The sequence below is a fragment of the Amycolatopsis panacis genome (assembly GCF_003600245.1).
GTDB lineage: Bacteria > Actinomycetota > Actinomycetes > Mycobacteriales > Pseudonocardiaceae > Amycolatopsis > Amycolatopsis sulphurea.
On the sequence record NZ_QZFV01000043.1, the window covers coordinates 1 to 22,655 of the forward strand.

21 protein-coding genes are annotated in these 22,655 nt (G+C 69.0%); 7 read left to right on the top strand and 14 right to left on the bottom strand.

What is annotated here, in order from left to right:
* Window positions 1–154: 154 nt before the first annotated feature.
* Both D5S19_RS03230 and D5S19_RS03235 read right to left on the bottom strand, forming a co-directional pair.
* The gene (locus D5S19_RS03230) at window positions 155–1,654 is read right to left on the bottom strand and encodes a ricin-type beta-trefoil lectin domain protein (RefSeq protein ID WP_120021842.1); all 1,500 of its coding nucleotides are present in this window, start codon (window positions 1,652–1,654) and stop codon (window positions 155–157) included.
* Between the two features lie 53 nt (window positions 1,655–1,707).
* Window positions 1,708–2,124, bottom strand: coding sequence for a hypothetical protein (locus tag D5S19_RS03235; RefSeq protein WP_120021843.1), 417 nt, complete (start codon window positions 2,122–2,124; stop codon window positions 1,708–1,710).
* Window positions 2,125–2,137: 13 nt separating this feature from the next.
* Here D5S19_RS03235 and D5S19_RS31565 point away from each other — a divergent pair, with 13 nt between their 5' ends.
* The 3 genes from D5S19_RS31565 (at window position 2,138) to D5S19_RS03245 (ending at window position 7,125) form a co-directional block, all read left to right on the top strand.
* On the top strand, window positions 2,138–2,350 hold the full coding sequence (locus D5S19_RS31565; protein ID WP_147397318.1) for a hypothetical protein: 213 nt from the start codon (window positions 2,138–2,140) through the stop codon (window positions 2,348–2,350).
* A 354-nt stretch (window positions 2,351–2,704) separates the two neighbouring features.
* The gene (locus D5S19_RS03240; protein ID WP_120021844.1) at window positions 2,705–6,829 is read left to right on the top strand and encodes a polymorphic toxin-type HINT domain-containing protein; all 4,125 of its coding nucleotides are present in this window, start codon (window positions 2,705–2,707) and stop codon (window positions 6,827–6,829) included.
* Window positions 6,826–7,125 carry a barstar family protein gene (locus D5S19_RS03245; RefSeq protein WP_199730327.1) on the top strand — a complete coding sequence of 100 codons (300 nt, stop codon included), beginning with the start codon at window positions 6,826–6,828 and terminating at the stop codon, window positions 7,123–7,125. The genes D5S19_RS03240 and D5S19_RS03245 overlap by 4 nt, the downstream gene beginning before the upstream one ends.
* 268 nt (window positions 7,126–7,393) lie before the next feature.
* On the opposite strand, the gene D5S19_RS03250 is transcribed toward D5S19_RS03245, so the two are convergent.
* Complete coding sequence (locus tag D5S19_RS03250) at window positions 7,394–7,747, bottom strand: hypothetical protein (RefSeq protein WP_120021845.1); 354 nt, start codon at window positions 7,745–7,747, stop codon at window positions 7,394–7,396.
* 8 nt (window positions 7,748–7,755) lie between these two features.
* Complete coding sequence (locus tag D5S19_RS03255; RefSeq protein WP_407641707.1) at window positions 7,756–8,943, bottom strand: chromosome segregation protein; 1,188 nt, start codon at window positions 8,941–8,943, stop codon at window positions 7,756–7,758.
* A gap of 369 nt (window positions 8,944–9,312) precedes the next feature.
* On the opposite strand from D5S19_RS03255, the gene D5S19_RS03260 reads away from it, so the two are divergent.
* A complete protein-coding gene (locus tag D5S19_RS03260) occupies window positions 9,313–9,681 on the top strand; it encodes an SPW repeat domain-containing protein (protein ID WP_120021847.1) in 369 nt (122 codons plus the stop codon).
* Between the two features lie 43 nt (window positions 9,682–9,724).
* The gene (locus D5S19_RS03265; protein WP_120021848.1) at window positions 9,725–10,306 is read left to right on the top strand and encodes a TetR/AcrR family transcriptional regulator; all 582 of its coding nucleotides are present in this window, start codon (window positions 9,725–9,727) and stop codon (window positions 10,304–10,306) included.
* 72 nt (window positions 10,307–10,378) lie between these two features.
* On the opposite strand, the gene mce is transcribed toward D5S19_RS03265, so the two are convergent.
* Window positions 10,379–10,837 carry a methylmalonyl-CoA epimerase gene (mce, locus tag D5S19_RS03270; protein WP_120021849.1) on the bottom strand — a complete coding sequence of 153 codons (459 nt, stop codon included), beginning with the start codon at window positions 10,835–10,837 and terminating at the stop codon, window positions 10,379–10,381.
* A 140-nt stretch (window positions 10,838–10,977) separates the two neighbouring features.
* Between mce and D5S19_RS03275 the strand changes: the two genes are divergently transcribed.
* Window positions 10,978–12,165: an acetyl-CoA C-acetyltransferase gene (locus tag D5S19_RS03275; RefSeq protein WP_120021946.1), complete on the top strand. Its 1,188-nt coding sequence runs from the start codon at window positions 10,978–10,980 to the stop codon at window positions 12,163–12,165.
* Between the two features lie 363 nt (window positions 12,166–12,528).
* Here the strand turns inward: D5S19_RS03275 and D5S19_RS03280 are convergent, their stop codons facing one another.
* Window positions 12,529–13,521 carry a trypsin-like serine peptidase gene (locus D5S19_RS03280; RefSeq protein WP_120021850.1) on the bottom strand — a complete coding sequence of 331 codons (993 nt, stop codon included), beginning with the start codon at window positions 13,519–13,521 and terminating at the stop codon, window positions 12,529–12,531.
* A 218-nt stretch (window positions 13,522–13,739) separates the two neighbouring features.
* Here D5S19_RS03280 and D5S19_RS03285 point away from each other — a divergent pair, with 218 nt between their 5' ends.
* Window positions 13,740–14,480 carry an isocitrate lyase/PEP mutase family protein gene (locus D5S19_RS03285; protein ID WP_120021851.1) on the top strand — a complete coding sequence of 247 codons (741 nt, stop codon included), beginning with the start codon at window positions 13,740–13,742 and terminating at the stop codon, window positions 14,478–14,480.
* A 45-nt stretch (window positions 14,481–14,525) separates the two neighbouring features.
* Here the strand turns inward: D5S19_RS03285 and D5S19_RS03290 are convergent, their stop codons facing one another.
* From D5S19_RS03290 to D5S19_RS03325, 8 genes are all read right to left on the bottom strand, one after another.
* On the bottom strand, window positions 14,526–16,157 hold the full coding sequence (locus D5S19_RS03290; protein ID WP_120021852.1) for a solute symporter family protein: 1,632 nt from the start codon (window positions 16,155–16,157) through the stop codon (window positions 14,526–14,528).
* Window positions 16,154–16,507, bottom strand: coding sequence for a DUF485 domain-containing protein (locus D5S19_RS03295; RefSeq protein ID WP_120021853.1), 354 nt, complete (start codon window positions 16,505–16,507; stop codon window positions 16,154–16,156). The genes D5S19_RS03290 and D5S19_RS03295 overlap by 4 nt, the downstream gene beginning before the upstream one ends.
* Window positions 16,508–16,579: 72 nt before the next feature.
* Window positions 16,580–18,310 (bottom strand): sodium/solute symporter, encoded by a 1,731-nt coding sequence (locus D5S19_RS03300; protein ID WP_120021854.1) that lies wholly within the window; start codon window positions 18,308–18,310, stop codon window positions 16,580–16,582.
* The gene (locus D5S19_RS03305) at window positions 18,311–18,658 is read right to left on the bottom strand and encodes a DUF485 domain-containing protein (protein ID WP_120021855.1); all 348 of its coding nucleotides are present in this window, start codon (window positions 18,656–18,658) and stop codon (window positions 18,311–18,313) included.
* Window positions 18,655–19,407: a LytR/AlgR family response regulator transcription factor gene (locus D5S19_RS03310; protein ID WP_120021856.1), complete on the bottom strand. Its 753-nt coding sequence runs from the start codon at window positions 19,405–19,407 to the stop codon at window positions 18,655–18,657. The genes D5S19_RS03305 and D5S19_RS03310 overlap by 4 nt, the downstream gene beginning before the upstream one ends.
* On the bottom strand, window positions 19,404–20,444 hold the full coding sequence (locus tag D5S19_RS03315) for a sensor histidine kinase (protein WP_120021857.1): 1,041 nt from the start codon (window positions 20,442–20,444) through the stop codon (window positions 19,404–19,406). Before D5S19_RS03315 ends, D5S19_RS03310 begins: the two co-directional genes overlap by 4 nt.
* Window positions 20,445–20,569: 125 nt before the next feature.
* Complete coding sequence (locus D5S19_RS03320) at window positions 20,570–21,607, bottom strand: class I mannose-6-phosphate isomerase (protein ID WP_120021858.1); 1,038 nt, start codon at window positions 21,605–21,607, stop codon at window positions 20,570–20,572.
* Entirely contained in the window at window positions 21,604–22,587 is a 984-nt protein-coding gene (locus tag D5S19_RS03325; protein ID WP_120021859.1) for a LacI family DNA-binding transcriptional regulator, read from the bottom strand. Before D5S19_RS03325 ends, D5S19_RS03320 begins: the two co-directional genes overlap by 4 nt.
* Window positions 22,588–22,655 lie beyond the last annotated feature (68 nt).

Consider the following 22,655-nt stretch of genomic DNA (forward strand, 5'->3'; position numbering starts at 1 on the left):
CGCATGCAGCGGCCGGCCAGCACTCATCCCACAGCCGACCCCGATCCAAGCCCGGCTACTCGACCTCCTTGCGGTCGACCCCACCCAACCGCCATGATCAACAAATCCGGAGTTCCCGGGTCCGCCCACCATCACTCATGTGCGAAACACCCGGCTAGCCGCCCAGGGTCCACTGCTGGCTGGCGTAGCCAGGCTTGGCAGTGGCGATCACCACGGGTGTGCCTTCGGCGTTCGAACCGAGGTCCATGACCAAGCCGTTGTAGTTGCGGATGAGACCGTCATCCTGCATCCGCCACTGCTGGCTCGGGTTGCCGAGAAGGCAGGCAGCCGTGCCCACCCGTGTGCCGGGCTCGTTGGCCCCCAGGTCCATGCACAACCCGTTGGTGCTGCGGATCGTGCCGTCGATGGGCGCGGTCCAGTGCTGGCTGTCGTGCTCCGGGGGCCGGCAGGCCGACATGGTCACCGTGGTGCCGGGCCGGTCGGAGTACAGATCCGCGCACAAGCTGTTGTGGTTGCGGATCTTTCCGCTAACGGTGCGCAGCGCGCTCATGCCCCACTGCTGGCTGGTGGCACCGTTGCGGCAGGGTGTGATGACCACTGTGGTGCCGGGGCGGTTGGCGCCCAGGTCCGCGCACAGGCCGTTGTGGTTGCGGATGGTGCCATCGGGCCGGGTCCATTGCTGGCTGGTGTATCCGGGCCGGGCAGTGGCGATGACCACGGGTGTGCCGTCGGCGTTCGAACCGATGTCCAGGGTCAGGCCGTTGTGGTTGCGGATCGTGCCGTCTGGCAACGCGCGCCACTGCCGGCTGGTGTTGCCCTCCTGGCAGGAGGTGATGACCACCTTGGTTCCCGGGGCGTCGGCACCGAGGTCCATGCACAGGCCGTTGGCATTGCGGATGGGCATGCTCGCGGTCTGCTGCCCGATCCAGTCGACGAGGTTGTCCACTCGGGACTCGGTGCTGCCCTGCCGCGTCTCGGTGACCGCAAGGCAGCCGTGCTGCCAGGACGTATCATGCACCGCGACGAGTTCGGCCGTGTCGTCAGGGGCCTGCCGCAGCAGCGGACCACCTGCGTCTCCCTTGCACGTGTCCGTCCCGTTGGCGCCGGTCATGGTGACGGCGGTGTCGGTCGCGGCGTTGACCGTGAAGGCTGCAGAGTGCGCCTGGCCGGGTACCCAGGTGTCTGTGGTGCGGCCGTAACCGGCGCCGGTCAGGGACTCGCCGGTCGCTGGACCGGCGGCGCTCGGCTTCGCGGGTTTGATATTGGTGACCGGAGCGTCCAGCAGGGCCAGCGTCACGTTCCGGTCGGTCCGCGGTGCCAGGTACGACACACCTCGGGCGATCCGCGCGATGCTGGGGGCCGTGCGGCCGAACGTGACACTGGTCGGTTTCGGTGGCGGGCCGGCTTGAGCGGTGTCCGCGAAGCAGGAGCTTGCAGTGATGATCCAGGAAGGGCTGAGCAAAGTGGCGCTGCAGGCGCGCCCGTCAACGCCGGGGCGGCCGGTGTCCAAGCGGCCGACGAACGCGTAGGTTCCATCGCGCGCGGGTGTGCCACCGCTGATCGCTTGGGCTGGTGCGGAGACCAGTATTCCGGCGGCGGCAACTGTGGCCACTGCGACGGTGACGGCCACGCTCCGGGAACGGAGTGATGACATGAAGATCCTCGGATGTCTTGTGCGTGATGATTTTCGTAGGCAGTGATTCCCGCTCAGGGGACAGCCGTCAGCTGGAGCAGCGTGGTGGGCCGGCTGGTCGGGTTGGTGCCGACACCGACCTGGGTAGGGCCACTGGGGTCGACCTCGACCGTCGTATGCTGCCCCTGATCGGTGGTGAGTTCGGCTTTCACCTTGTGACCGGCCCCGTCGACCCGCCCGTCGCCACGGATTTCGTAGACGGCGGGGACCTTCAGCGTCAGCAGCCCCGGTGCCGTGAGCACCTTGAAGCACGTCAGCCCGTCCTTGCCGATGTCGTCGATTCTCGAAGTCCGCACCCGCAAGAGGCCGAGGTCGCCTTCGGGGGGTGTCGCACAATCGGCGAGGATGATCTGACCGTCGCCGGATATCAAGGTGATACCTGAACTGGTCTGGATGGCTTCCGCGCCGGGGTAGGCGTAGTCCTCGACCAAGGACGGCTGCTCGGTGGACGTACTCGTGGCCGACGGGCCGGCGGCATGGGCAACGGTATACGCAGATATGAATGCCAACACTGCGGAAATCGTCAAGATCGTACCGGACTTCAATGCAGAACGCACGCAATCCCCTCTGAATATTCAGGTATTCGAAACGCCGTTCGGGCGTTCGCTCGGGAGGTATCGTGAAGAGTCTGGCTCGTGCTACCTCGAAAGTAAGTGATGTTCCCCATTTTGCCGCTTTCCTCGGGAAAGAATGGTCGCGATGCCGTGTCGAATGTGGCTCAGGTCATACGTCGTCTTGCTAATGATTTTCGATGAATTCCGATATCCAAGCGCCCATTGTTCGTAATTCGAGCTTTGATAGGCGAGTTCTGACCTTCAGGGGAAAGGGAGTCATGCATCTGCGGAGGAGACGTCATCGGCTGCGAAGGCGCAGCCTCATCGTGACGTTGGTGGTCGCGCTGACATTGCAGGTAGTTGTCGGCGACGCTCCGCGGGGCCTGCCCGGCCGGCCGCTGCGGCGCCGGGCGACGACGAACCGTCCGAGGGGGCGGGGCTCAGTCCTCGCGCCAAGGTGCTGATCATCTGGCGCAGCGCCGGCAGCCAGGTGAAAGCCGAAGCCGAGAAGGCACTGGTCGGATCCGACGCCGAGGTCGACGCGTTTCTGACCCAGAAGCTGGATCGGCTGGCCAGGGTGGATGACCGAATCGCGGTCGACCGGCTCATGGCCGCCGGTGGTCCGGCGATGAAGAACTCGGCCAAGAACGCATTGGACGCGGCGGACACCGACGACCTCGCGCTGCGGAACTTCCTGAACACGGGCTGGCGGCCCGCCTCGGACACCGACCTGCGGATCCGAGTCGACCAGCTCATGGCTGCCGGCGGCCCGGAGGTGAAGAGGGCTGCGAAGACCGCGCTGGACGCGGAGAACCCCCAAGCGTTGCAGAAGTTTCTGAGCACGGCGTCAGTGCGGGCCGAAGAGACCGACCTGCGGATCCGGGTCAATCAGATCATGGCCGCCGGCGGCCATGAGGTGAAGAAGGCCGCGAAGATCGCGCTCGACGCGGAGACCCCGGAAGCCCTCCGGCTGTTCATGGCGCGTGAGTGGGAAGTCGCCGAGGCCAGGGACCAGGAAACGGCCAGCATCGGCGAACTGGCAGCTGCTGCTCGGGTTGCGGGTGAACAAGCTGCGCGAGAGACACAGGCCGCGAAGGATTCCGCGGAGAAGGCGCTGCGGGAGGCAGATCTTGCCCGGCAGGCAACAGAGCTTGCCGAGCAGGCCGCCAAAGATGCCAAGGACAACGCAGAAGGCGCGGCGGCGGCCGCGGAACATGCGGCTGATGCGGCCAATCGCGCGGCCGGCGCGGCGGTGACCGCGATCGGCGCGGCGAATGCTGCCGCTGCTGCCGCGCGGGTCGCAGCCAATGCTGCTACCCGCGCTGCCGCCGCCGCGGCGAAGGCAGGTCGCGCTTCCAGCACAGCGTGGCACTTCGCGGCCGTCGCTCGAGTCGATCGAGGTCATGCCGGGGACGCCACGGCGGCGGCGGTCAACGCGGCCGAAGCGTCCAAGAGCGCCCAGGACGCCGTGCACGCGATCGACCTGGTGCAAGGTGCGTTGACTCACGCACGAGAAGCCATCGACGCCGCCAGTTCTGCTGGACAGAATGCGTCGAAGTCGGCTGACGCCGCGCAGGAGTCGGTGCGCTGGGCCAAAGCAGCCGGTATGGACGCGCGGCAAGCCGAGGCCGCTGCGGCGACCTCTCGTCGCCAAGCGGGTCGAGCAGTCCGGGCTGCGTCCTCGGCTCGTGCCTATGCCGACGAGGCCGCCGGTGCTGCCGGACAAGCGCGAGAGCTGGCCTCCCGAGCGGCAATGGACGCCGGTCTCGCCGCTGCCGCAGCCGATGAAGCAGCCGCGCACGCGGGCGAATCCGCGCAGGCGGCTCAGCTCGCGACTGATCATGCCAACGCCGCGACCCAGGCGGCACAGATCGCCATCGATGCGGCGGCGCAGGCGCAGCGCCTCTACACCGCCGCCCGGAAGGTCGACGACGACCGGATCGCGATGCAGGCCGACCAAGCCACCGAAGCCGCCCAGCAGAGCCTCCAGGTCCACGATCAGCTGGGACTGACTCGCGACCGCAATGCTGCCCAAGAGGCGCAGCGGGACAACGAGACCGACCAGTGGCTTGCCGCGGCGACCGCACCGGGTGCCGACCCCGGCCTGGTCGCTGCCAACGGGCGCAAGATCGCGTTGCGGTTGCTGTCCACAGGCGGATCGTGGACCAAAGCGGCGGCTCAGGGGGCTCTGTCCGGAGCCGATCCCGAGGTCCGTGCCTTCGTGCAGACCGGCATCGCCCAAGCCGCTGCGCTGGACGACCGGGAAACGGTCCGCGAGCTGATCTCCGAGGCCAAGCCGGGCATGAAGGAAGCCGGCGAACGAGCGCTCGCGGGCAGCGATGCCGACGTGAAGCAGTTCCTTCAGACCCCGGTGTATCACGGCCAGGAGGTCGATGACCGGATCGCGGTCGATCAGGTCATGGCCGCTGCGCGCACCACCGGCGACACCACCGTTCTCGCCGCCGCACGCAAGGCGCTCGACAGCGAGAACGACGCTGAGTATCGCAAGTTCCTCGACACCGGGCAGAACGTCGCGCGGGAGACCGATGACCGGATCGCGGTCAACCAGGTCATCGCCGACCCCGCTTCCGGTCCGGAAACCCGCTTGCTGGGCCGGGCGGCGCTCGACGGGTCACCGGAGATCATCCGGCAGTACCGGGATACCGGCCGGCACGTCGCCGCGCGGCATGATCGCGAAGCAGCGGCGCACAACGCGGTCGTCGCCGGGTTGGTGGCCGAAGCGACTTCGGTAGCTGCCACCGCGTCGCAAAACGCGGCCACCGCACAGTCCGTGGCAGCCACGGCCCGTAATGCTGCCGCCGAGGCCGCCAAATATGCCGATGATGCCAAGGGATTCGCCACTGCGGCGGGCAAGTCCGCGCAGCAAGCCGCGCAGTCGGCACAGGACGCGCAGAATTCCGCCCGGGAGGCCGCGCAATCGGCCGAGGCGGCCCGGCAGGCTGCCACGCGTGCCTCCCAATCGGCGGTGCGAGCAACCCGATCGGCTGTGTCGGCTCGCCGTTCCGCCACCATCGCCGCCGGTTACGCGCAGAGTGCCATCCAGGCCGCGCACCAGGCATATCAGGACGCGTTGGACGCGACCAAGGACGCGAACATCGCGATCTCGGCGGCGAACGAAGCCCGAGACCTGGCGGTGGCCCGAGCCAACAACGAGATGGCAGACGCGAAGGCCAAGTTCGCCGCCGAGGTCAACAAGACCTGCGAAAGTGTCCCTGCAGGCGCGGACCACGACGATTGTGTCAACCGCGCCACCCGGATGATCGCCGACCCCAAGGGAGAATCCGAGCGCAATGTCGCGATCTGCAATCAGTTCAAGCAGAACAACGAGAAGGCGTTCAACAACTGCCTGAAAGGGGCTTACGACCCCAGCCTTTCCTATCAGATCAACAAGGCGTTCACCGAGGCGAAGGAAAAGGCGGACAGTGACCGCTGGTGGTCGATCGGTGGGACCATCGTCGCCGGTGCCGTGATCGTGGGCGCCGGCATCTTCTGCGCGCAGGTCTGCACTGCTCCGCTGGTCTCGGCGCTGGTCGGTGCCGAGGGCGGGTTCCTCGCCGAAGCCGCCGGAGCCGGTGTCGGCCTCACCATCGGCGCCGAGTTCATCGCCGGCGTCGCGGCCGACGGCTTCCTCGCCTCGCGACTCAGCGCGTTGACGCAGATCGACTTTCTCGGCAATCTCGCCCTGCGCAACGGGCTTGCTAACCTGGAGAGCCAATTCGCTCAAAGGGCTGCTGATTGCAATAGTTTCACGCCGGAAACCAGGGTTCTGCTCGCCGATGGATCCCGGAGGGCGATCAAAGATGTCAAGGTCGGCGACGTGGTCACCGCCACCGACTCCGGCAGCGGCGTCACCAAGCCTGAACCCGTTACCGATCTCATCTCCAGTATCGGCAGGAAAGACCTTGTCGAGGTGCGGACTCATGGCGACCATGGAGCCGGTACCGTCACGGCGACGAAGAATCTTCCGTTCTGGTCGATGCGGGAGAGTCGCTGGGTAAATGCGGGACAGTTGGTCCCTGGTGAGCAGTTGCGCCAGTCCGACGGACGTGTCGCAACCGTCGATGCGGTCAATCAGCGGGTCGAAGTCAGCCGCGTTCACAATCTTACTGTCGAAGACCTGCATACCTACTATGTGATGGCCGGTGAAACGCCGGTCATCGTGCATAATTCGACGTGCATCCTCCTGGGCACTTCCCTGACGGTTGCCGAGGCTGCCAATCCGATCATGGAGAGTCTGCGTACCGTGGGGAAGCTGCCACCGAACTTTGTGCTCAAAGAAGTGGCCGAGGCTGCCGGTTGGAGGGGTGGCAAGCCTGTGGGTACCTATATTCCCGAAGGTCAGATCGGCGGTGACATATATAAGAACGCACCCAAGGACCCTGATTCCATGTTGCTGCCAGTTGCTCCTGGTCGCATCTACTACGAAGTGGACGTCGGGATCAATCCAGCTATATCGCGGTCCAAGCAGCCAGGGTGGCGCCTAGTATACTCTAGTGACGGTCTGGCGTATGTCACGTTTAATCACTATAAAATCTTTTATCAGCTGCCGAATTGGAAGTGATCTTCTTGCGTGTGGTCATCGATGGGTTGTCGATAAAAACAACTCAAGATCTTCATCGGTTTCTGGCCGAGAAGCTCGACTTCGGTCCCTACTATGGCTACAACCTCAACGCCCTGTGGGACCGCTTGTATCGGGACGTCGAACGCCCAGTGGAGTTGATCTGGAAGAACTCTGAAGCAAGTAAAATGGCGTTGGGTTCTGAATTGTTCCAAGTGATTTCAGGCCTTCTGGTCGATGTCATGGAGGATGACGCGTCGAAAGAGCCGGAAGACAGGTTTACCGTGCAGTTCGAATGACTTCGCCAGGGCGACGCTCGATGGGCGGGTAGCCGCGGAGGTCCTCCGCTGGCGGGAACCGGGCGTCGTCCTGGGCGGCGAAGGTGACAAGTCTTCGTGCGGGCATTCAGAAGTGCGGATAGCCGGCAGATAGTCATAGGCCATTCACGGCGGCAGGGCTTAGTTGTCGGCCATGCGAGCCCAGGCCATCGCAGGTGCGGTGCGGCATTCGGTTCAGGCGAAGTCCCACTCGACCGAATGCCGCCCCACCGGCTCAAGATCGGGTTGCTCAGGTGAAATTCACCTGAGCAACCCGACCTTGAGCGGCGAAATCCGCGTCACGTGGGAAAGGCAGACTGGCCGACAGGAGTATCGTCACCGCTCGAATCACCGAGGAGAAGCTGCGCTCCGGGGCGGCCTGCAATCGCGAGAAGCCGACCCTGGCACGACGCCGTGGAGCATGGATCACTTTTTGCAGCGTGATCATTGCGCCGCCGCTCGCGCTGACCGGGTAAACGCGTTCGGTGACGGCCGCGTCCAGACCAGCGACGCACTGCCCCCTCTCGGCCACTTGTTCCGAGTAATGCAGAAGGAAAGGCAACACCAAGTACTGCAAAGGCCGATCTCGCTGATAGGCGGCCACTTTCTGAACTAAGACTGCGCCTTCGGCACATCCGAAGCCCGGATCCGCACCGTCCGCTCGACATCCCCCTCCGTCGGCTGGCCCTGCGGCGTCCCACCGCCGTTCGCGGCGGACGGGCTCGGCTTGGGCTGGGACGACGCGGCCGGTGGCTTGCCCCCGCCCGGCGGCTTCGGAGCACCACCCGGCCCATCACCCGAGACCGCGGCCTTGATGTCGGCCGGCACCTCGACATCGGTGTCCCCGAGCACGTGCTGCGCCTCGGCCAGCACCGTCCGCGCGCCCCGGACCTGCTCGGCCAGTGCGGCGCGGACCGTGCGCAGTGCCTCGACGCGCTCGCTGGCCTGGGTGATTCGGCGGTTCGACTCGTCGGTCGCGGTGCGGACGCGGCGGCGGGCCTCGTCGGCGGCCTCGGCCAGGCGGGCGTTCGCTTCGGTGATGGAGTCCTGACGGCGCTTGTTCGCGTCCGCCACCGACTCGCGCTGGCGGCGGTCGATGTCCGCCTTGGCGGCCGTTTCCTCTTCCAGCACCTTCGCCCGGATCGCGGCGGCGTCCTCGGCCGCCTCGCGGACCCGGCGTTCGGCCTCGGCCTTGCTCGCCGCCTCCTGTTCGGCCAGTATCCGCATCGCTTCCGCGCGGCGGGAGGCCATGGCGATCTCGAAGTCCTCCTCGACCTGGGTACGGCGGGCTTCGGCCTCGGCGTCCAGCCGGCGGCGCTGGGCGTCCGCCTCGTCGGTCATCCGCTTCGCTTCGGCGCGGGCGTCCTCGAGCACCTTGCGGTGCTCCGCCTCCATCTCCTTGCGCCGCAGATCCAGCTCGGTGAGCAGCTGCTCGTACCGGGCCCGCATGGCGCTCGCGTCGGTCTCCGCCTTGGCCCGGATGTGCCCGGCCTCCGCTTCGGCGCGCGCCCTGGTGTCCGCGGCCTCGTCCTGCGCCAGGCGCAGCATCCGCTGCAGCCGCTCGGACAGGCCCTCGACACTGGTCGGTGGCTGTGCCAGCCGGTCGACCTGTCCCCGCAGATCGGCGATCTCGCCGCGGGCGGTCTCCAGCTGCCGGGCCAGATCGCCGGACTGGGCAATGGCGGCGTCCCGGTCGGCGGTGAGCATCTTCAGATCACCGTCGAGCCGTTCGAGGTGCTCGTCCACCTGTGCCCGGCTGTATCCCCGCTTCGCCACATCGAAGCCGGCTCCCAGCGGCACGAGTTCGCGTTCATCGCCAAGGCTCATGGTTCTACCGTAGTCGCTCTTGGGTCACGGACGGGTGAGCACCCAACGAGGCCCCGGCCGGCCGTGCGCCGAGCGGATGAACACGGCGGCCTTCCCGGCCCGGCGCCGTGTCGCCCCGTCTCGGATCCGCGCCGCCGCGCGAGCCGGGCCGGGTGCCGGCGGTGCGGTGGGCGGCCCGGAGACTACTCCTCGGTAGCCACAGTGGTCACGAAGCGAATCGCCGGGCGGAGAGTCTGTGGCCAGAGTCTTGACCGCCTGGCCAGTCAAGGCGCACAGTGGACCCGGGAAGACATTCCTGAACAGCCGTTTCCCGGTTGTTCTCCCCGGTGGAGGTGAGCACGAATGAGTGAAGTCCCGACGCGCGCCTGGACGAGGCCCTATGACTGGGCCGAGGTCGTCATCGGCGTGGTAGCCGCGCTTTCACCCCTTTGGCTGAACACGGACAAGATGACGATGTGGACGATGGTGGTTCTCGGTGCGTTGATCGCCATCGACGGACTGGTCTCGCTCGCGACACCCGGCGCGGTGTACAGCGAGGGCGTCCAGATCGTCCTCGGCGCGTTGCTGTTCATCGCGCCGTGGGTGATGAGCTACACCCAGTTCAACGGGGCGTCCTGGACGTCCTGGGTCGCCGGGGCGCTGACGATCATCGCCGGCGCGGCCGCGATGCCACAGGCCAGCGCCGCTCACCGGATGGCCGGGCAGCACTGACGTCACGCGCCCGCGTGGCGGTGACCGGAAGGGAAGGTCGGCGATGACCGGGGACTCGGCGAAGGAACGCATCCTGTGCGCGGCGGAGGAGCTGTTCGCCGAGTCCGGCTTCGAGGCCACCCCGACCTCCCGCATCGCCGAGCGGGCGGAGGTGCCCAAAGGCCTTGTCCACTACTACTTCCGCCGCAAGTCCGATCTGCTGGCCGCACTCGTGGACCGGCTGCCGGACGAACGCATCGAGCCCGCCACGGTCGTCGTGCCAGGCGATCTGGCGGGTTCGCTGCGCCGGCTGGTGAGCGAGCTGGACCGCCGCTTCACCGGCTCACTCGGGCTGTCCCACCTGCTCTGGCGGGAGGCCGATACGCATTACGTGGTGCGGGAGGCGCTGGCCGACCGGTTCCAGCAGCTGGTCCGGCTGGTCCGTGCGGTTCTGGTGGCCGCGAGCCCGGGGAGCCGCCTCGCCACGGCCGATCTCGATTACGCCTCCGGGCTGCTTGCCCGCGCGGTCAGCCATCGGCACGCCACCGCGCGGCACTCCGGCGACGACCGTCCGGCCGAGTTCGACGGCGAGCTGACCTTCGTCGCGAACGCGCTGAACGCGCGGGCCGACCCGACCGGTCCGTGAAGGGTCCCTTTACAGCCTCAGAGTCCGTGAAGGGTCCCTTCACGGACTCCTTGTGCGGGCGGAACGAACGGGTCAATGGGCGGCCGGCTCGACGAGCTCCACCAGCACGCCGCCGGCGTCCTTGGGGTGCACGAAGTTCACCCGGCTGTTCGAGGTGCCCCGCTTGGCCTCGGGGAACAGCAGCCGCAGCCCCTGCGCCCGCAGCGCCGCCGCTGCGGCGTCCACATCGGACACTCGGAAGGCCAGCTGCTGCAGGCCGGGACCGCTGCGCCCGAGGAACTTGGCGATCGTCGAGTCCTCCCGCAGTGGGGCGAGCAGCTGGATCATCGTCGCGCTGCCCGCGGCGCCGGGCGCGGCCAGCATCGCCTCGCGCACGCCCTGTTCCTCGTTCACCTCCTCGTGCGCGACTTCGAGTCCGAAGTGCTCCTGGTGGAACGCGATCGCGGCGTCCAGATCGGGTACCGCGATGCCGACGTGGTCGATCGCGGTGACGAAGGGCTTGAGGACGGCGGCGCTGGGATCGGCGGTCATGTCCGGGAGGATAGGCCCGCGCGCCGGGCGCGGGGCGGCACGTGCGCCCCCTCACACTGGCTCCATCAAGACGGGCCGGGCACCCGATCCGGGCGGTATCGTGGCAGCACTGCCAGTGCACCGATGCTTTGGAGGACGTCGTGTCCGGTTCCGTGATCCTGGGCGCTGCCCGTACCCCCATCGGGCGGCTGCTCGGTTCGTTGAAGGACTTCTCGGGGGCGCAGCTCGGCGGGGTCGCGATCAAGGCCGCGCTGGAGCGCGCCGGGGTCGCCCCGGAGGCGGTCCAGTACACGATCATGGGCCAGGTGCTCACCGCGGGCGCGGGCCAGATCCCGGCGCGGCAGGCCGCGGTCGCCGCGGGCATCCCGATGGACGTGCCGGCGCTGAGCATCAACAAGGTGTGCCTGTCCGGGCTGGACGCGATCGCGCTGGCCGACCAGCTGATCCGGGCCGGGGAGTTCGACCTGGTGGTGGCCGGTGGCCAGGAGTCCATGACGCAGGCCCCGCACCTGCTGCCGAAGTCGCGCAGCGGGTTCAAGTACGGCGACACCACGCTCGTCGACCACATGGCCTACGACGGGCTGTTCTGCGCCTTCGACCAGGTCGCCATGGGCTCGTCCACGGAGAAGTACAACTCCCGCTACGGCGTCACCCGGGCACAGCAGGACGAGTTCTCCGCCCGCTCGCACCAGCGCGCCGCGGCGGCGATCGAGGCCGGATTCTTCAAGGCGGAGATCGCGCCGGTCTCGATCCCGCAGCGCAAGGGCGACCCGGTCGTGTTCGACACCGACGAGGGCGTGCGCGCCGACACGACCGCGGAGAGCCTGGGCAAGCTGCGCCCGGCGTTCGCCTCGGACGGCACCATCACCGCCGGTTCGGCCTCCCAGATCTCCGACGGTGCCGCGGCCGTGATCGTGGCCAGCCCGGAGAAGGCGGCCGAGCTGGGCATCACCCCGCTGGCCGAGATCGGCGCGCACGGCGTGGTCGCCGGCCCGGACGCGAGCCTGCACGAGCAGCCCTCGAACGCGATCCTCGCGGCGCTGGCCAAGGCGAAGCTGGACGCGTCCGCGCTGGACCTGGTGGAGATCAACGAGGCGTTCGCCGCGGTCGGCCTGGTCTCCGCGGACAAGCTGGGCCTCGACCCGGCGAAGGTGAACGTGAACGGCGGCGCGATCGCGCTCGGCCACCCGATCGGCGCGTCCGGCGCCCGGCTCGCCGTGCACCTGGTGCACGAGCTGCGCCGCCGCGGCGGCGGCCTGGGCGCGGCGGCGCTGTGCGGTGGCGGCGGCCAGGGCGACGCCCTGCTGCTGCGCGTTCCGTCGGCGTGATCCCTGTCCGGGGCTGAAGTTTCGGTGAACCGGCCGGGCGTGCGCGGGAGGTAGCTGCGCACGCCCGGCCGGCTTCTTTGTGCCAGGTGGGCGGATGTCGGCTTGGTGTGCCCGGCCCTCGGTGTCGGTCGTCGTGTTCCGCCGGGTGGGTCGGCGTGGTGATCGATCTGTCGGCATGGTTGCATGTCGAACCCGTCGCTCGGGGACTGGCGACTGGGGGATCTCCACTCCCGATACTTGCCTGTCCGGCCGGGAGGTCGTCGTTCACCGGGTGGGCAGAACCCAAGGTCCTGGCTGCCGTTGTCGCCTCGGTGTTGGCAGCGTGACCCGTGTTCTCACGGCGGTGCACCGGACGACCGCAGCTCAACTCTGCTTCTGCGCCGCTTCATACAGCGGTTCCGTCACCGCGCGGCTGAACTGCGGTCCGGCCAGATACCGCGTGCACCCGTCGGTTTTCTCGTCCTCACAAGGGATTCCGGTCGCGGACAGGAGCCCGGAGTGGCTGTTGTCGCCGATCACGGTGCCCAGTCCGGTCTTCGGGTCGAAGTCGCGCAGGCGGGGGCCGCCGCTGGAGCCGCCGCCCATGACGCACGCAGTGCCCCACTGGTCAGGGGACTCCTTCGTCCCGGTGAGGTGCCGGGCCTGGCCGGTGCAGTAGGCCAGCCGCTCGCCGGTGTACTCCGGCAGACCTTCGCGGGCCGGGTCGTCGGACGCGCGCGGATAGCCGAACTGGGTCACCTCGGCGTCGGCGGGAAGGTCGAAGCCGATTCGCTGGGCGGCGCCGACGGCGTCCTGCACCCGCTTTCCACCGGAGTTCGTGCCGAGGACTGCGAAGGCCTGGTCATAGGTGTTGAACTGGCCGCCCTGCTGATCGTTCTTCAGCCACGTCGCATCGGCCACGCTGTAGCGGACCGCGAACTTCCCGTACGGTGCTTGGCCGTCGTGGTAGCCGGGTACGAACATCAGGTGCGCGTTCCACGCGTTGTGTTCGCCGATCAGGTCGGTGTTGTTGACACAGTGGGCCGCGGTGACGATCGTGCTGCGATTTGCGCTGTCCACCACGGTCGCTGTGCAGCTGGCGTCCTCACCGTGGTCGGTGTAGAAGAGCCGGCCGACGGTCTGCTGCGCCGCGTTCGCGCTCGTCCACGGCGCGCCGTCCGCCCCGCTCTTCGGCGGCTTGCCCGACGACGGCTCGGTGAGCGCCGCGATTCGCGAGGGGGTCCAGTAGTCGAAGACCGCCTGCTCGGCGGCTGCGGAAGTGGCCATCGGCTGCACCAGCGGTCCGTTCGCGGCGGGTGCGAGCGTGAGCCCGGCGGCGAGAACGGCCAGGCCGGGCAGCGATTGAGTCCAGGTCATACCGGCACGTTAAGCAGGCATTGTCAGGGATCGGTCAGCCTCGGATGAGGATCCGGCAATTTCCGGGAAGCGCAGGTCAAAAAAAGCGGAACCTCTCGGGATCACACAGCCCCGCCCCAACTGGACCACTTTCGTGCTTCCCCAGTGGACTATCCGCACGGTCCACCGCGCATTAGCGTGGCCGGTATGACGAAAGTGTTCAGCAAGGAGCGTGCGGCGTGACCGCCGAAGCGCTGCGGGCGCTGCAGGTACCCGGAAAGCCGCTGGTGCTGCCGAACGTCTGGGACGCGGACACGGCCAGGCTCGTCGAAGCTGCCGGATTCCCGGTTGTGGCAACGAGTTCCGCGGCGGTCGCGGCTTCGCTCGGGCTGGCGGACGGCGAGGGGGCGCCGGTGGACGAGATGTTCGGTGCCGCGGAGCGGATCGTGCGCGCGGTCGCGGTGCCGGTGACCGTCGACGCGGAGGGCGGCTACGGTCTTCCGCCTGCCGAGGTCGCCGAACGGCTGCTCGCGCTCGGTGCGGTGGGGTGCAATTACGAGGACACCGACCACGTCAACGGCGGCCGTCGTCCGGTTGCCGAGCAGGCGGAGCGGATTGCCGAGTTGCGCCGTGGCGCCGGCGCCGGGCTGGTGATCAACGCTCGGGTCGACGTGTTCCTCGGAGCCGAGGACGAACGTGCGGTTCTCGCCGAAGCGGTGGAGCGCGGCCGGGCGTATCTGGCCGCGGGTGCCGACTGTGTGTACCCGATCCTGGCGCGCTCGCCCGAGGTGCTGGCGGAGTTCGTCCGGGAGGTCGGCGGGCCGGTGAACGTGGCCCCGTTGCCCGGCGGGCCGGGGCTTGCCGAACTGGCTGAGCTGGGTGCCGCGCGGATCTCGCTGGGGGCCGGCCTGTGGCGGCACGCGCGCGGGCTGCTGGAGGCCACGCTGGGCGAGATCGCCGAAGGGAAACTGCCGTACTGACCACTCGTGGGTGCCGGGAACCCGCCCCGGCACCCACGAGTGGTTTCAGTGCTGTGTGGCCTTTTCCGCGCCCGCCCCGGTGAGCGCGCGGACCTCCATTTCCGCGTACTTCTCCGGGTTGCGCTCCTTCGACAGGACGGTGCCCAGCCAGCCGAGGAAGAACGCGACCGGGATCGACACCAGGCCCGGGTTGTCCAGCGGGAACCAGTGGAAGTCCACGCCCTGCAGCATCGACGTGCTCTTCCCGGTCTTCGGGTCGATCGGCTTGCCGGACACGGCGGGGGAGAAGACGATCAGCACGATCGTGACGATCAGCCCGCCGTAGATGCTCCACAGCGCGCCCTGGGTGTTGAATCGCTTCCAGAACAGCGAATACAGGATCGTCGGCAGGTTCGCCGAAGCCGCCACGGCGAAGGCGAGCGCGACCAGGAACGCCACGTTCTGGCCGTTGGCCAGGATCCCGCCGAGGATCGCCACAATGCCGATCACCACCGCGGTGATCCGCGCGACGCGGACCTCCGAACCCGCCGCGGCCTTGCCCTTCTTGACCACGTTCGCGTACACGTCGTGCGCGAACGAGGCGGACGCGGTGATGGTCAGCCCGGCCACCACGGCGAGAATGGTGGCGAACGCGATCGCGGAGATCAGCCCGAGCAGCACCGGCCCGCCGAGGTTCAGCGCGAGCAGCGGCGCGGCCGAGTTCACCCCGCCGGGGGCGGCCTTGATGTCGTCCGGGCCGACCAGCGCGCCCGCGCCGTAGCCGAGCACCAGGGTGAACAGGTAGAACACGCCGATCAGCACGATCGCCCAGACCACCGAGCGCCGGGCCTCGCGGGCGGTCGGCACGGTGTAGAAGCGCATCAGCACGTGCGGCAGGCCCGCAGTGCCCAGCACCAGGGCGATCCCGAGCGAGAAGAAGTCCAGTTTGGACGTTCCGGTCGCGCCGTACTGCTTGCCCGGCCCGAGCAGCGCCTCCCCGGCCTTGCCCGCCTTGTCCACCGCGCCCTGCAGCAGCGACGAGAAGTCGAACCCGTACTTGCCCAGCACCCACAGCGTCATCGCGAGTGTGCCGACGATCAGCAGCGCGGCCTTGATGATCTGCACCCAGGTGGTGCCCTTCATCCCGCCGATCAGCACGTAGGCGATCATGATCACGCCGACCACCGCGATCACCACCGACTGCGCGGCCTTGCCCTCGATGCCCAGCAGCAGCGCGACCAGCCCGCCGGCGCCGGCCATCTGGGCCAGCAGATAGAAGAACGACACCACGAGTGTGGAGACGGCCGCGGCGGCCCGCACCGGGCGTTGCTTCATCCGGAACGCGAGCACGTCGCCCATGGTGAACTTGCCGGTGTTGCGCAGCAGCTCCGCCACCAGCAGCAGCGCGACCAGCCAGGCCACCAGGAAGCCGATGGAGTAGAGGAACCCGTCGTAGCCGTAGATCGCGATGGCGCCCGCGATGCCGAGGAACGAGGCCGCGGACAGGTAGTCGCCGGAGATGGCGATCCCGTTCTGCGGGCCGGTGAACGCTCGTCCGGCCGCGTAGTAGTCGGACGCGGTCTTGGTATTGCGGCTCGCGCGGAACACGATCACCAGCGTGATCACCACGAAAGCCGCGAAAATGCCGATGTTCAGCGCCGGGTTGCTGCCCTCGACGCCCGCGGCGAGCATGCTCATACCGGCTCCTTCGGGTGTTCAGGCTGTTCAGGGTGTTCGAGGTCGCTGCGGATCCGCTCCGCGATCGGGTCGAGCTTCCGGTTGGCGTAGCGCACGTACAGCCAGGTGATCAGGAACGTCGAGACGAACTGCAGCAGCCCGAGCAGCAGGCCGACGGTGAAGTTCCCGGCGATCTTGGTGCTCATGAAGCCGTGCGCGTAGTCGGCCAGCAGCACGTAGAGCAGGTACCAGGCGAGGAACAACGCGGCCATCGGGAACACGAAGCGGCGCAGCCGTCCGCGCAGCTGGCGGAACTCGGCGCTTTCGTGCACCTGTGCCCAGTCCGGATCCGGCGGGCGGTCGTCGGTCATCACTTCTCCCTCGCGACGCGGCCTATGTGGTCCGCGACACAGTAGGGAGGGCCGGCCGTCCAGCGGAACGCTTCAGCGGCGCAAACGCCGGCCGGCACGACGAACGGTTGACGAACGGTCGGCGCGTCCCGGCGAATGGGCGGGCACCCGTTCGTCGAGGTGCAGCCGGAGCATCGCGGCCCCGGCCCACGCCGGCGGGCGGCTGCGCAGGGAGACCAGCACCATCACCCCGAAGGCCAGTGGTACCGACCAGGGTGCCGGTTGCGAGACCAAGATCGCCACCCAGCCGGGCAGCGGCGGTCCGGCCAGCGCGAACAGGATCGACCCGGACGACGCGACAAGCCCGGTGAGCACCCCGGCGATTCCGCCCGCCGCGGTCAGCCGCGGCCACCAGATGCCGAGCACCAGCAGCGGGCAGAAGGTCGACGCGGCAACGGTGAACCCCCAGGTCACCAGGATCCCGGCGTCGAGACGTGTGGCGGGCAGCGCGAGCACGACCATGGCGGCCGCGACGGCGACCACGGTCACCCGCAGTCGCCGCAGCCCGCCGGGCATCAGGTCGTAGGCCAGGGCGCCGGACATCACCAGCAGCAGCCCCAGCGAGGTGGCCAGGAACGCGGCGAACGCACCCGCAGTGAGCAGCGCGGTGAACAGCTGCCCGGCCCAGCCGTGGTCGACCTGGGCCGGTAGGGCGACCACGACGGTGTCGGTCTGCCCGGACAGGTACAGCTCCGGTACGAGCACCCGGCCGAGGACCCCGTAGACGCCGGGGAAGAGGTAGAACACGCCGAGCAGCGCCACGGTGATCGCCGCGGTCCGGCGCGCGGCCCGGCCGTCCGGGCTGGTGTGGAAACGCATCAGCACGTGTGGCAGGCCCATCGTGCCGAGCACGGTCGCGATCAGGATCGCCCAGGTGCCCAGCAACGGGTGTCCCCGATCCAGTTCCAGCAGCGGCCGTTGCCAATTCGGGCCGCCGAGGGGTGTTTCCCCTTGCAGCGCAGGCACTTGTGCGCCCTCGGCGAAGACGATTCGCGCGCCTTCGCGGACCGGCAGCTGTCCGGGTGGCAACGTCCGTGGGGTGCCCTGTTCGAGGACCACCGTGGGTTCCCGGAGCGTCAGAGTGGCGTCGTGGGCGAAGTCCACCGGGGTCGCGTCGGAGAAGTGGGTGAACTCCACCGGCTTCAGGCTCGCCTCCCGGTCCCCGGCGCTCACGTGCAGCACCAGCCACAGCGCGGGAACGAGGAACAGCACCAGTTTCAGGAAGAACTGGAACGCCTGCACGTAGGTCGCGGCCCGCATTCCGCCGAGCGCGAGGGTGCCGCCGACCGCGGTCCCGGCGATCACCACGCCCACCCAGTACGGAGTGCCGCCCACCGCGGTGAGCACGAGCCCGGCCGTGCGGAACTGGGGAACGACGTAGATGGCCCCGATCACCAGCACCACCACGGCCGCGAGCCGGCGCAACGCGGGGGAGGCCAGCCGCGCTTCGGCGAAGTCCGGCACGGTCAGCGCCCCGGACCGGCGCATCGGTGCGGCGACGAGCACGAGCATCGCGATGTACCCGGCAGTGAAACCGACCGGGTACCACAGCGCACCGGTGCCGTTCTTCACGACCAGCCCGGCGATGCCGAGGAACGACGCCGCGGACAGGTACTCCCCGGATACCGCCGCGGAGTTCACGAACGGCGAGATCCGCCGTGACGCCACGAGGAAGTCCGACGTGGTGCGCATGGCGGCCACCCCGCGCACGCCGATCAGCAGGGTGATCAGCACGACGGGGGCGACGGCCAGCGCGATGTCCACTCAGTCGTCCTCGGTCTTCTCCGCCCGCCGCAGCTGCCACCACGCGAGCCCGGCCATCACCGGGTACGGCAGCAACGCGATCATCAGCCAGGACAACGGAATGCCCCACACCCGCACCGAATCCAGCTCCGGTGCCACGGCGAACACCACCGGCAGGCCGAGCACCAGCACGAACATCGCCACCAACGCGGGAATCCCGCGACGACGCTGTGTCCGATACAGCGAGGCCGCACGCTCGGCCTCCGAAGCCGCGAGCCGCGGCATCCGCCACCGGCCGCGGGCCTGTCGCCGCGATCGCGCGAGACGCGTCTGCGGGCTGGTCACGGCGACCCGTTTCGTCCGGCTCACCGGGTCCCCAGTTGCCCGCGCTGGGCCGCTTCCAGCAGCCGGTCACGCAACTCGCGGGCGTGCCGGCGACTGACCGGTACGTCTCCCGCTTCGGTGTGTGCCAGCAGCCCGCCGGTGGTGTCGCTGCGCAACTCCAGCACCGCTCTGACGGCGAGCAGGTAACCGCGGTGCACGCGGGTGAATCCGGTGCCCTCCCAGTACTCCTCAAGCCGGGAAATCGGCATCCGCACCGGGTACACGCCCGTGCGAGTGTGCAGCCAGACGTAGTCGCCGTGTGCTTCGGCGAACAGCACGTCGTCGCGGCGGACGTAACGGGTGCGGCCTCCGGAGTCGATCGGCAGCGCGGCCATCGCGTCCGGCGCGGGCCCTGGCAGGCTGCTCGGCGCGAGCCGGACGACCTTCGCCAGCGCCGCGGCGAGCCGTTCCGTACGTACGGGTTTGAGCAGGTAATCGACCGCGCCGATGCCGTACGCGGTCACCGCGTGCCCGTCGTGCGCGGTGACGAAGACGATCACCGGCGGCTCGGACAGCTTCGCCAGCAACGAAGCCAGCTCCAGCCCGTCCAGCCCCGGCATGGAGATGTCCAGGAACACCGCATCGAACTGGTCCGCCTGCAGCAGTTTCAGCGCCTTGAGCGCGTCGCCCGCGCCGACCACCGCATCGACCTCCGGCGCGTCGGACAGCATCCGGCACAGCTCGTCCAACGCCGGCGGCAGATCATCCACCGCCAGCACCCGCAGCCCGCTCACGGCAGCACTCCCGGCTGGAATCGCGGCACCCGCACGATCACCCGCGTACCGGCGCCGACCTCGGTCTCCACGGTCAGGCCGTACCAGGCGCCGTAAACGTCGCGCAGTCGTCTGTCCACATTGGCCAGACCAAGCCCGGCGCCGGTGGCACGCCCGGCGAGGATGTCCGCGGCCCGTGTCGGCGGCATGCCCACTCCGTCGTCCTCCACTGTCAGCACGCAGTCGTTGCCTTCGGCCTGCCCGTGCACCTGGACCAGCCCGGCCTCGGAGCGTGGTTCGATACCGTGCCGGATCGCGTTCTCCACCAAGGGTTCGAGCACCAGGTACGGCACCGCCACCGCGAGCACCTCGGGCGCTACCCGAACCTGCACCTTCAGCCGGTCGCCCAGCACCGCGCGCTGCAACGCCAGGTATGTCTCGACCGCGCGGAATTCCTCGGCGACCACTGTGTACTCACCGTGCCGGGCGAGGCTGTAGCGGGTGTAGTCGGCGAAATCGAGCATCAGGTCCCGCGCCCGATCCGGCTCGGAACGCACCAGCGACGCGATCACCGTGAGCGCGTTGTAGACGAAGTGCGGCGACATCTCCGCGCGCAACGCCCGCAGCTCCGCCTGGGCGGCCTGATCGGCCGACGCCTCCAACCGGCCCCGTTCCAGCGCTTGCACGACGAGATCCGCGGCCTGCCGAAGCACCGCCCCCTTCGTGCCGACCAGCACCAACGCGCCGGCCAGCTCGTCGTGGACGTGCAGTGGTACCGCTGCGACTTCGCCACGGGTCGCCGGTTCCTCGGTGTGCAGGACCTCGTCGAGCACCTGCGTCACCACGTCGTCCGCACCGGGACGGCCGGACCAGACCAGGGCGCCGGACAGGTCGCTCACGCCGAGGGCGGGGACGTCGAACAGTCGCCGCAGCGCGTGCGCGGCCCGCCGGACCCGGGTGCCGGACAGGCCGTCCATCAGGTCTTCGGTGATCCGCCGGGCCGCCGCGAGCACCCCGGCCGACGCCGGACGCGAACGCCACGGAACGCGCTGGGTCATCCGGCCTCCCTCGGCAGTGGGGAGTAGATGATAGCGACCGAAAACCCTGAAGGGGACCTTTCCCCGCGGAAAGTCCCTTCCGGAGCGCTCACCTGTCCGTCCACTTCGGACGGACAGGTGCCGGATCACCGCTCTTCGGGAGCCGGCGGACGGCACCGGATGACGGTGACCGCCCCGGACACCTCGGCCTGCCCGGCGTCGAACGGCACGACGTAGGTGTCGCCCTTGGCCAGCGGGAACTCGCTGCCGCGCTCGGTACGCAGGGTGCCTGCGCCGTCCATCACGACCAGTACCGCGAACGATGGGTCCAGTGCGAAAGCGCCGCCGGTGAGCTGGATCCGGTCGGCGCGGAAGAACGCGCCGGACCCGGCGGCCAGCAGATCCACCGACTCGGCGCCGTCGTCCGCGGTGTGCTTGACGATCGTCGTCAGCCGTTCGGCGTCCCAGCCGGAGGTGTCCAGGGTTTCGAGCGCGGTGTCGAAGCCGATGCCGAGGTGGCCCTTCTCCGGCGAGGCCAGGAAGTCGCGCCACTCCAGGGTGAGCGAGAAATCCGTGGGCTGCTGCAGCTCCACCACGAACACGCCCTCGCCGATCGCGTGTGGCAAGCCCGCCGGGATGTACACCGTGTCGCCGGCCCGCACCGGGATGCTGTTCAGCGCGCCCAGCATGCTCGGCGCGTCCTGCTCCCGGGTCCACTCGGCCACGGTCGCCTTGCTCAGCGTTTCGGCGAAGCCCGGGTACACGCGCGGGTCGTCGCCGTAGGTGCCGACCACGATCCAGGCCTCGGTCTTGCCGAAATGCGAGTCGAAGTGCTGCGTCGCGAACGCGTCCGACGGGTGGAAGTGCACCGGCAGCCGCTGCCCGGCGTCGAGCAGCTTCACCAGCAGGCCGGTGGAGTCGCCGAGCTTCGCCACGTGCCGTTCGCCCAGCCAGGCGGCGGCGTTGCCGCGAACCGCCTCGCGCAGCCACAATCCGCTCGGCAGCCGGGTGAGACCGTTGGTCTCCTGGCCGAACATCGTGGTGACGGAGCCGACCCAGTCCTCCGGGCCGAACTTCGAATCGCTGCCGGACGCGCCGCGCAGCCGGGCGATCGCGTCGCCGCCGCGGTAGAACTGCGGGGGCTGGTTGGCCGGGAGCCGGATGGGGTCGAGGTGTTCGGTCACGGGGCGACCTCACCGGAACCACGGGGAACGAGACGCACGGGCAGAATCACCTTTCTCGGTGCGGATTGCTCACCCTGGATCCGGGCGAACAGCAGTTCGGCCGCCGCGTGCCCGAGGGCGCTGACGTCGTGCGCGACCACGGTGACCGGCGGGTCCAGCAGGTCCGCAAGCTCGAAGTCGTCGAAGCTCACCAGCGCCGGGCGGTGCTCGGCGTGGGCCAGCGCGCGCAGCAGGTGCACGGCCACGCGGTTGTTGCCCGCGATCACCGCGGTCGCGGCGGCCGGCCCGCACAGCAGCGTGCGCACGGCGTGGCCGATCTTCTCGGGGGTCGGGGTGTGCATGGCGACGAGGTTCTCGTCGTAGGGGATCCCGTTGCGCACGCAGCCTTCCCGGAAACCGCGCAGGCGTTCGGCGGCGGTGAAGATGTCCGGGCTGTCGCCGAGGAAGGCGATCCGGCGGTGACCCTGTGCGGCCAGATGGGTGACCGCCTCGACGGTGCCGCCGAGGTTGTCCACCAGCACGGTGTCGGCCACGATGTCGCCGGCCGGGCGGTCCAGGAACACCACCGGGGTGCCCGCGCGCATCTCCGGCACCAGGTACCCGTGCTGCAGCCCGGCGGGCACGACCAGGATGCCGTCCACCCGCCGCGCGCAGAACTCCAGCGCCAGCTCGCGTTCCCGGTCCGAGTTCTCCTCCGAGGAACCGGTCAGCACCTGCCTGCCGAACGAGGTGGCGATGCGTTCCACCGCGCGGTTCAGCTCGGAGTAGAACGGGTTGCCGACGTCCTCCACGATCAGCCCGATGGTGCCGGTGGTCGACCCGCGGCGCAGATTGCGCGCGCCGAGGTTGCGCCGGAAGCCGAGCTGCTCGATCGCGGCCACCACGCGTTCGGCGGTCTCCGGATGGACCGCGGGCTCGTCGTTGACCACCCGTGAAACCGTCTTGATGCTGACACCGGCCAGCCGGGCCACGTCGCTCATCGTGGCCCGCCTGCTCGCCGGGCGCGGCAGCCCGTCCGCGTCCCGTCCCTGCGGAGACAACGTTGTCA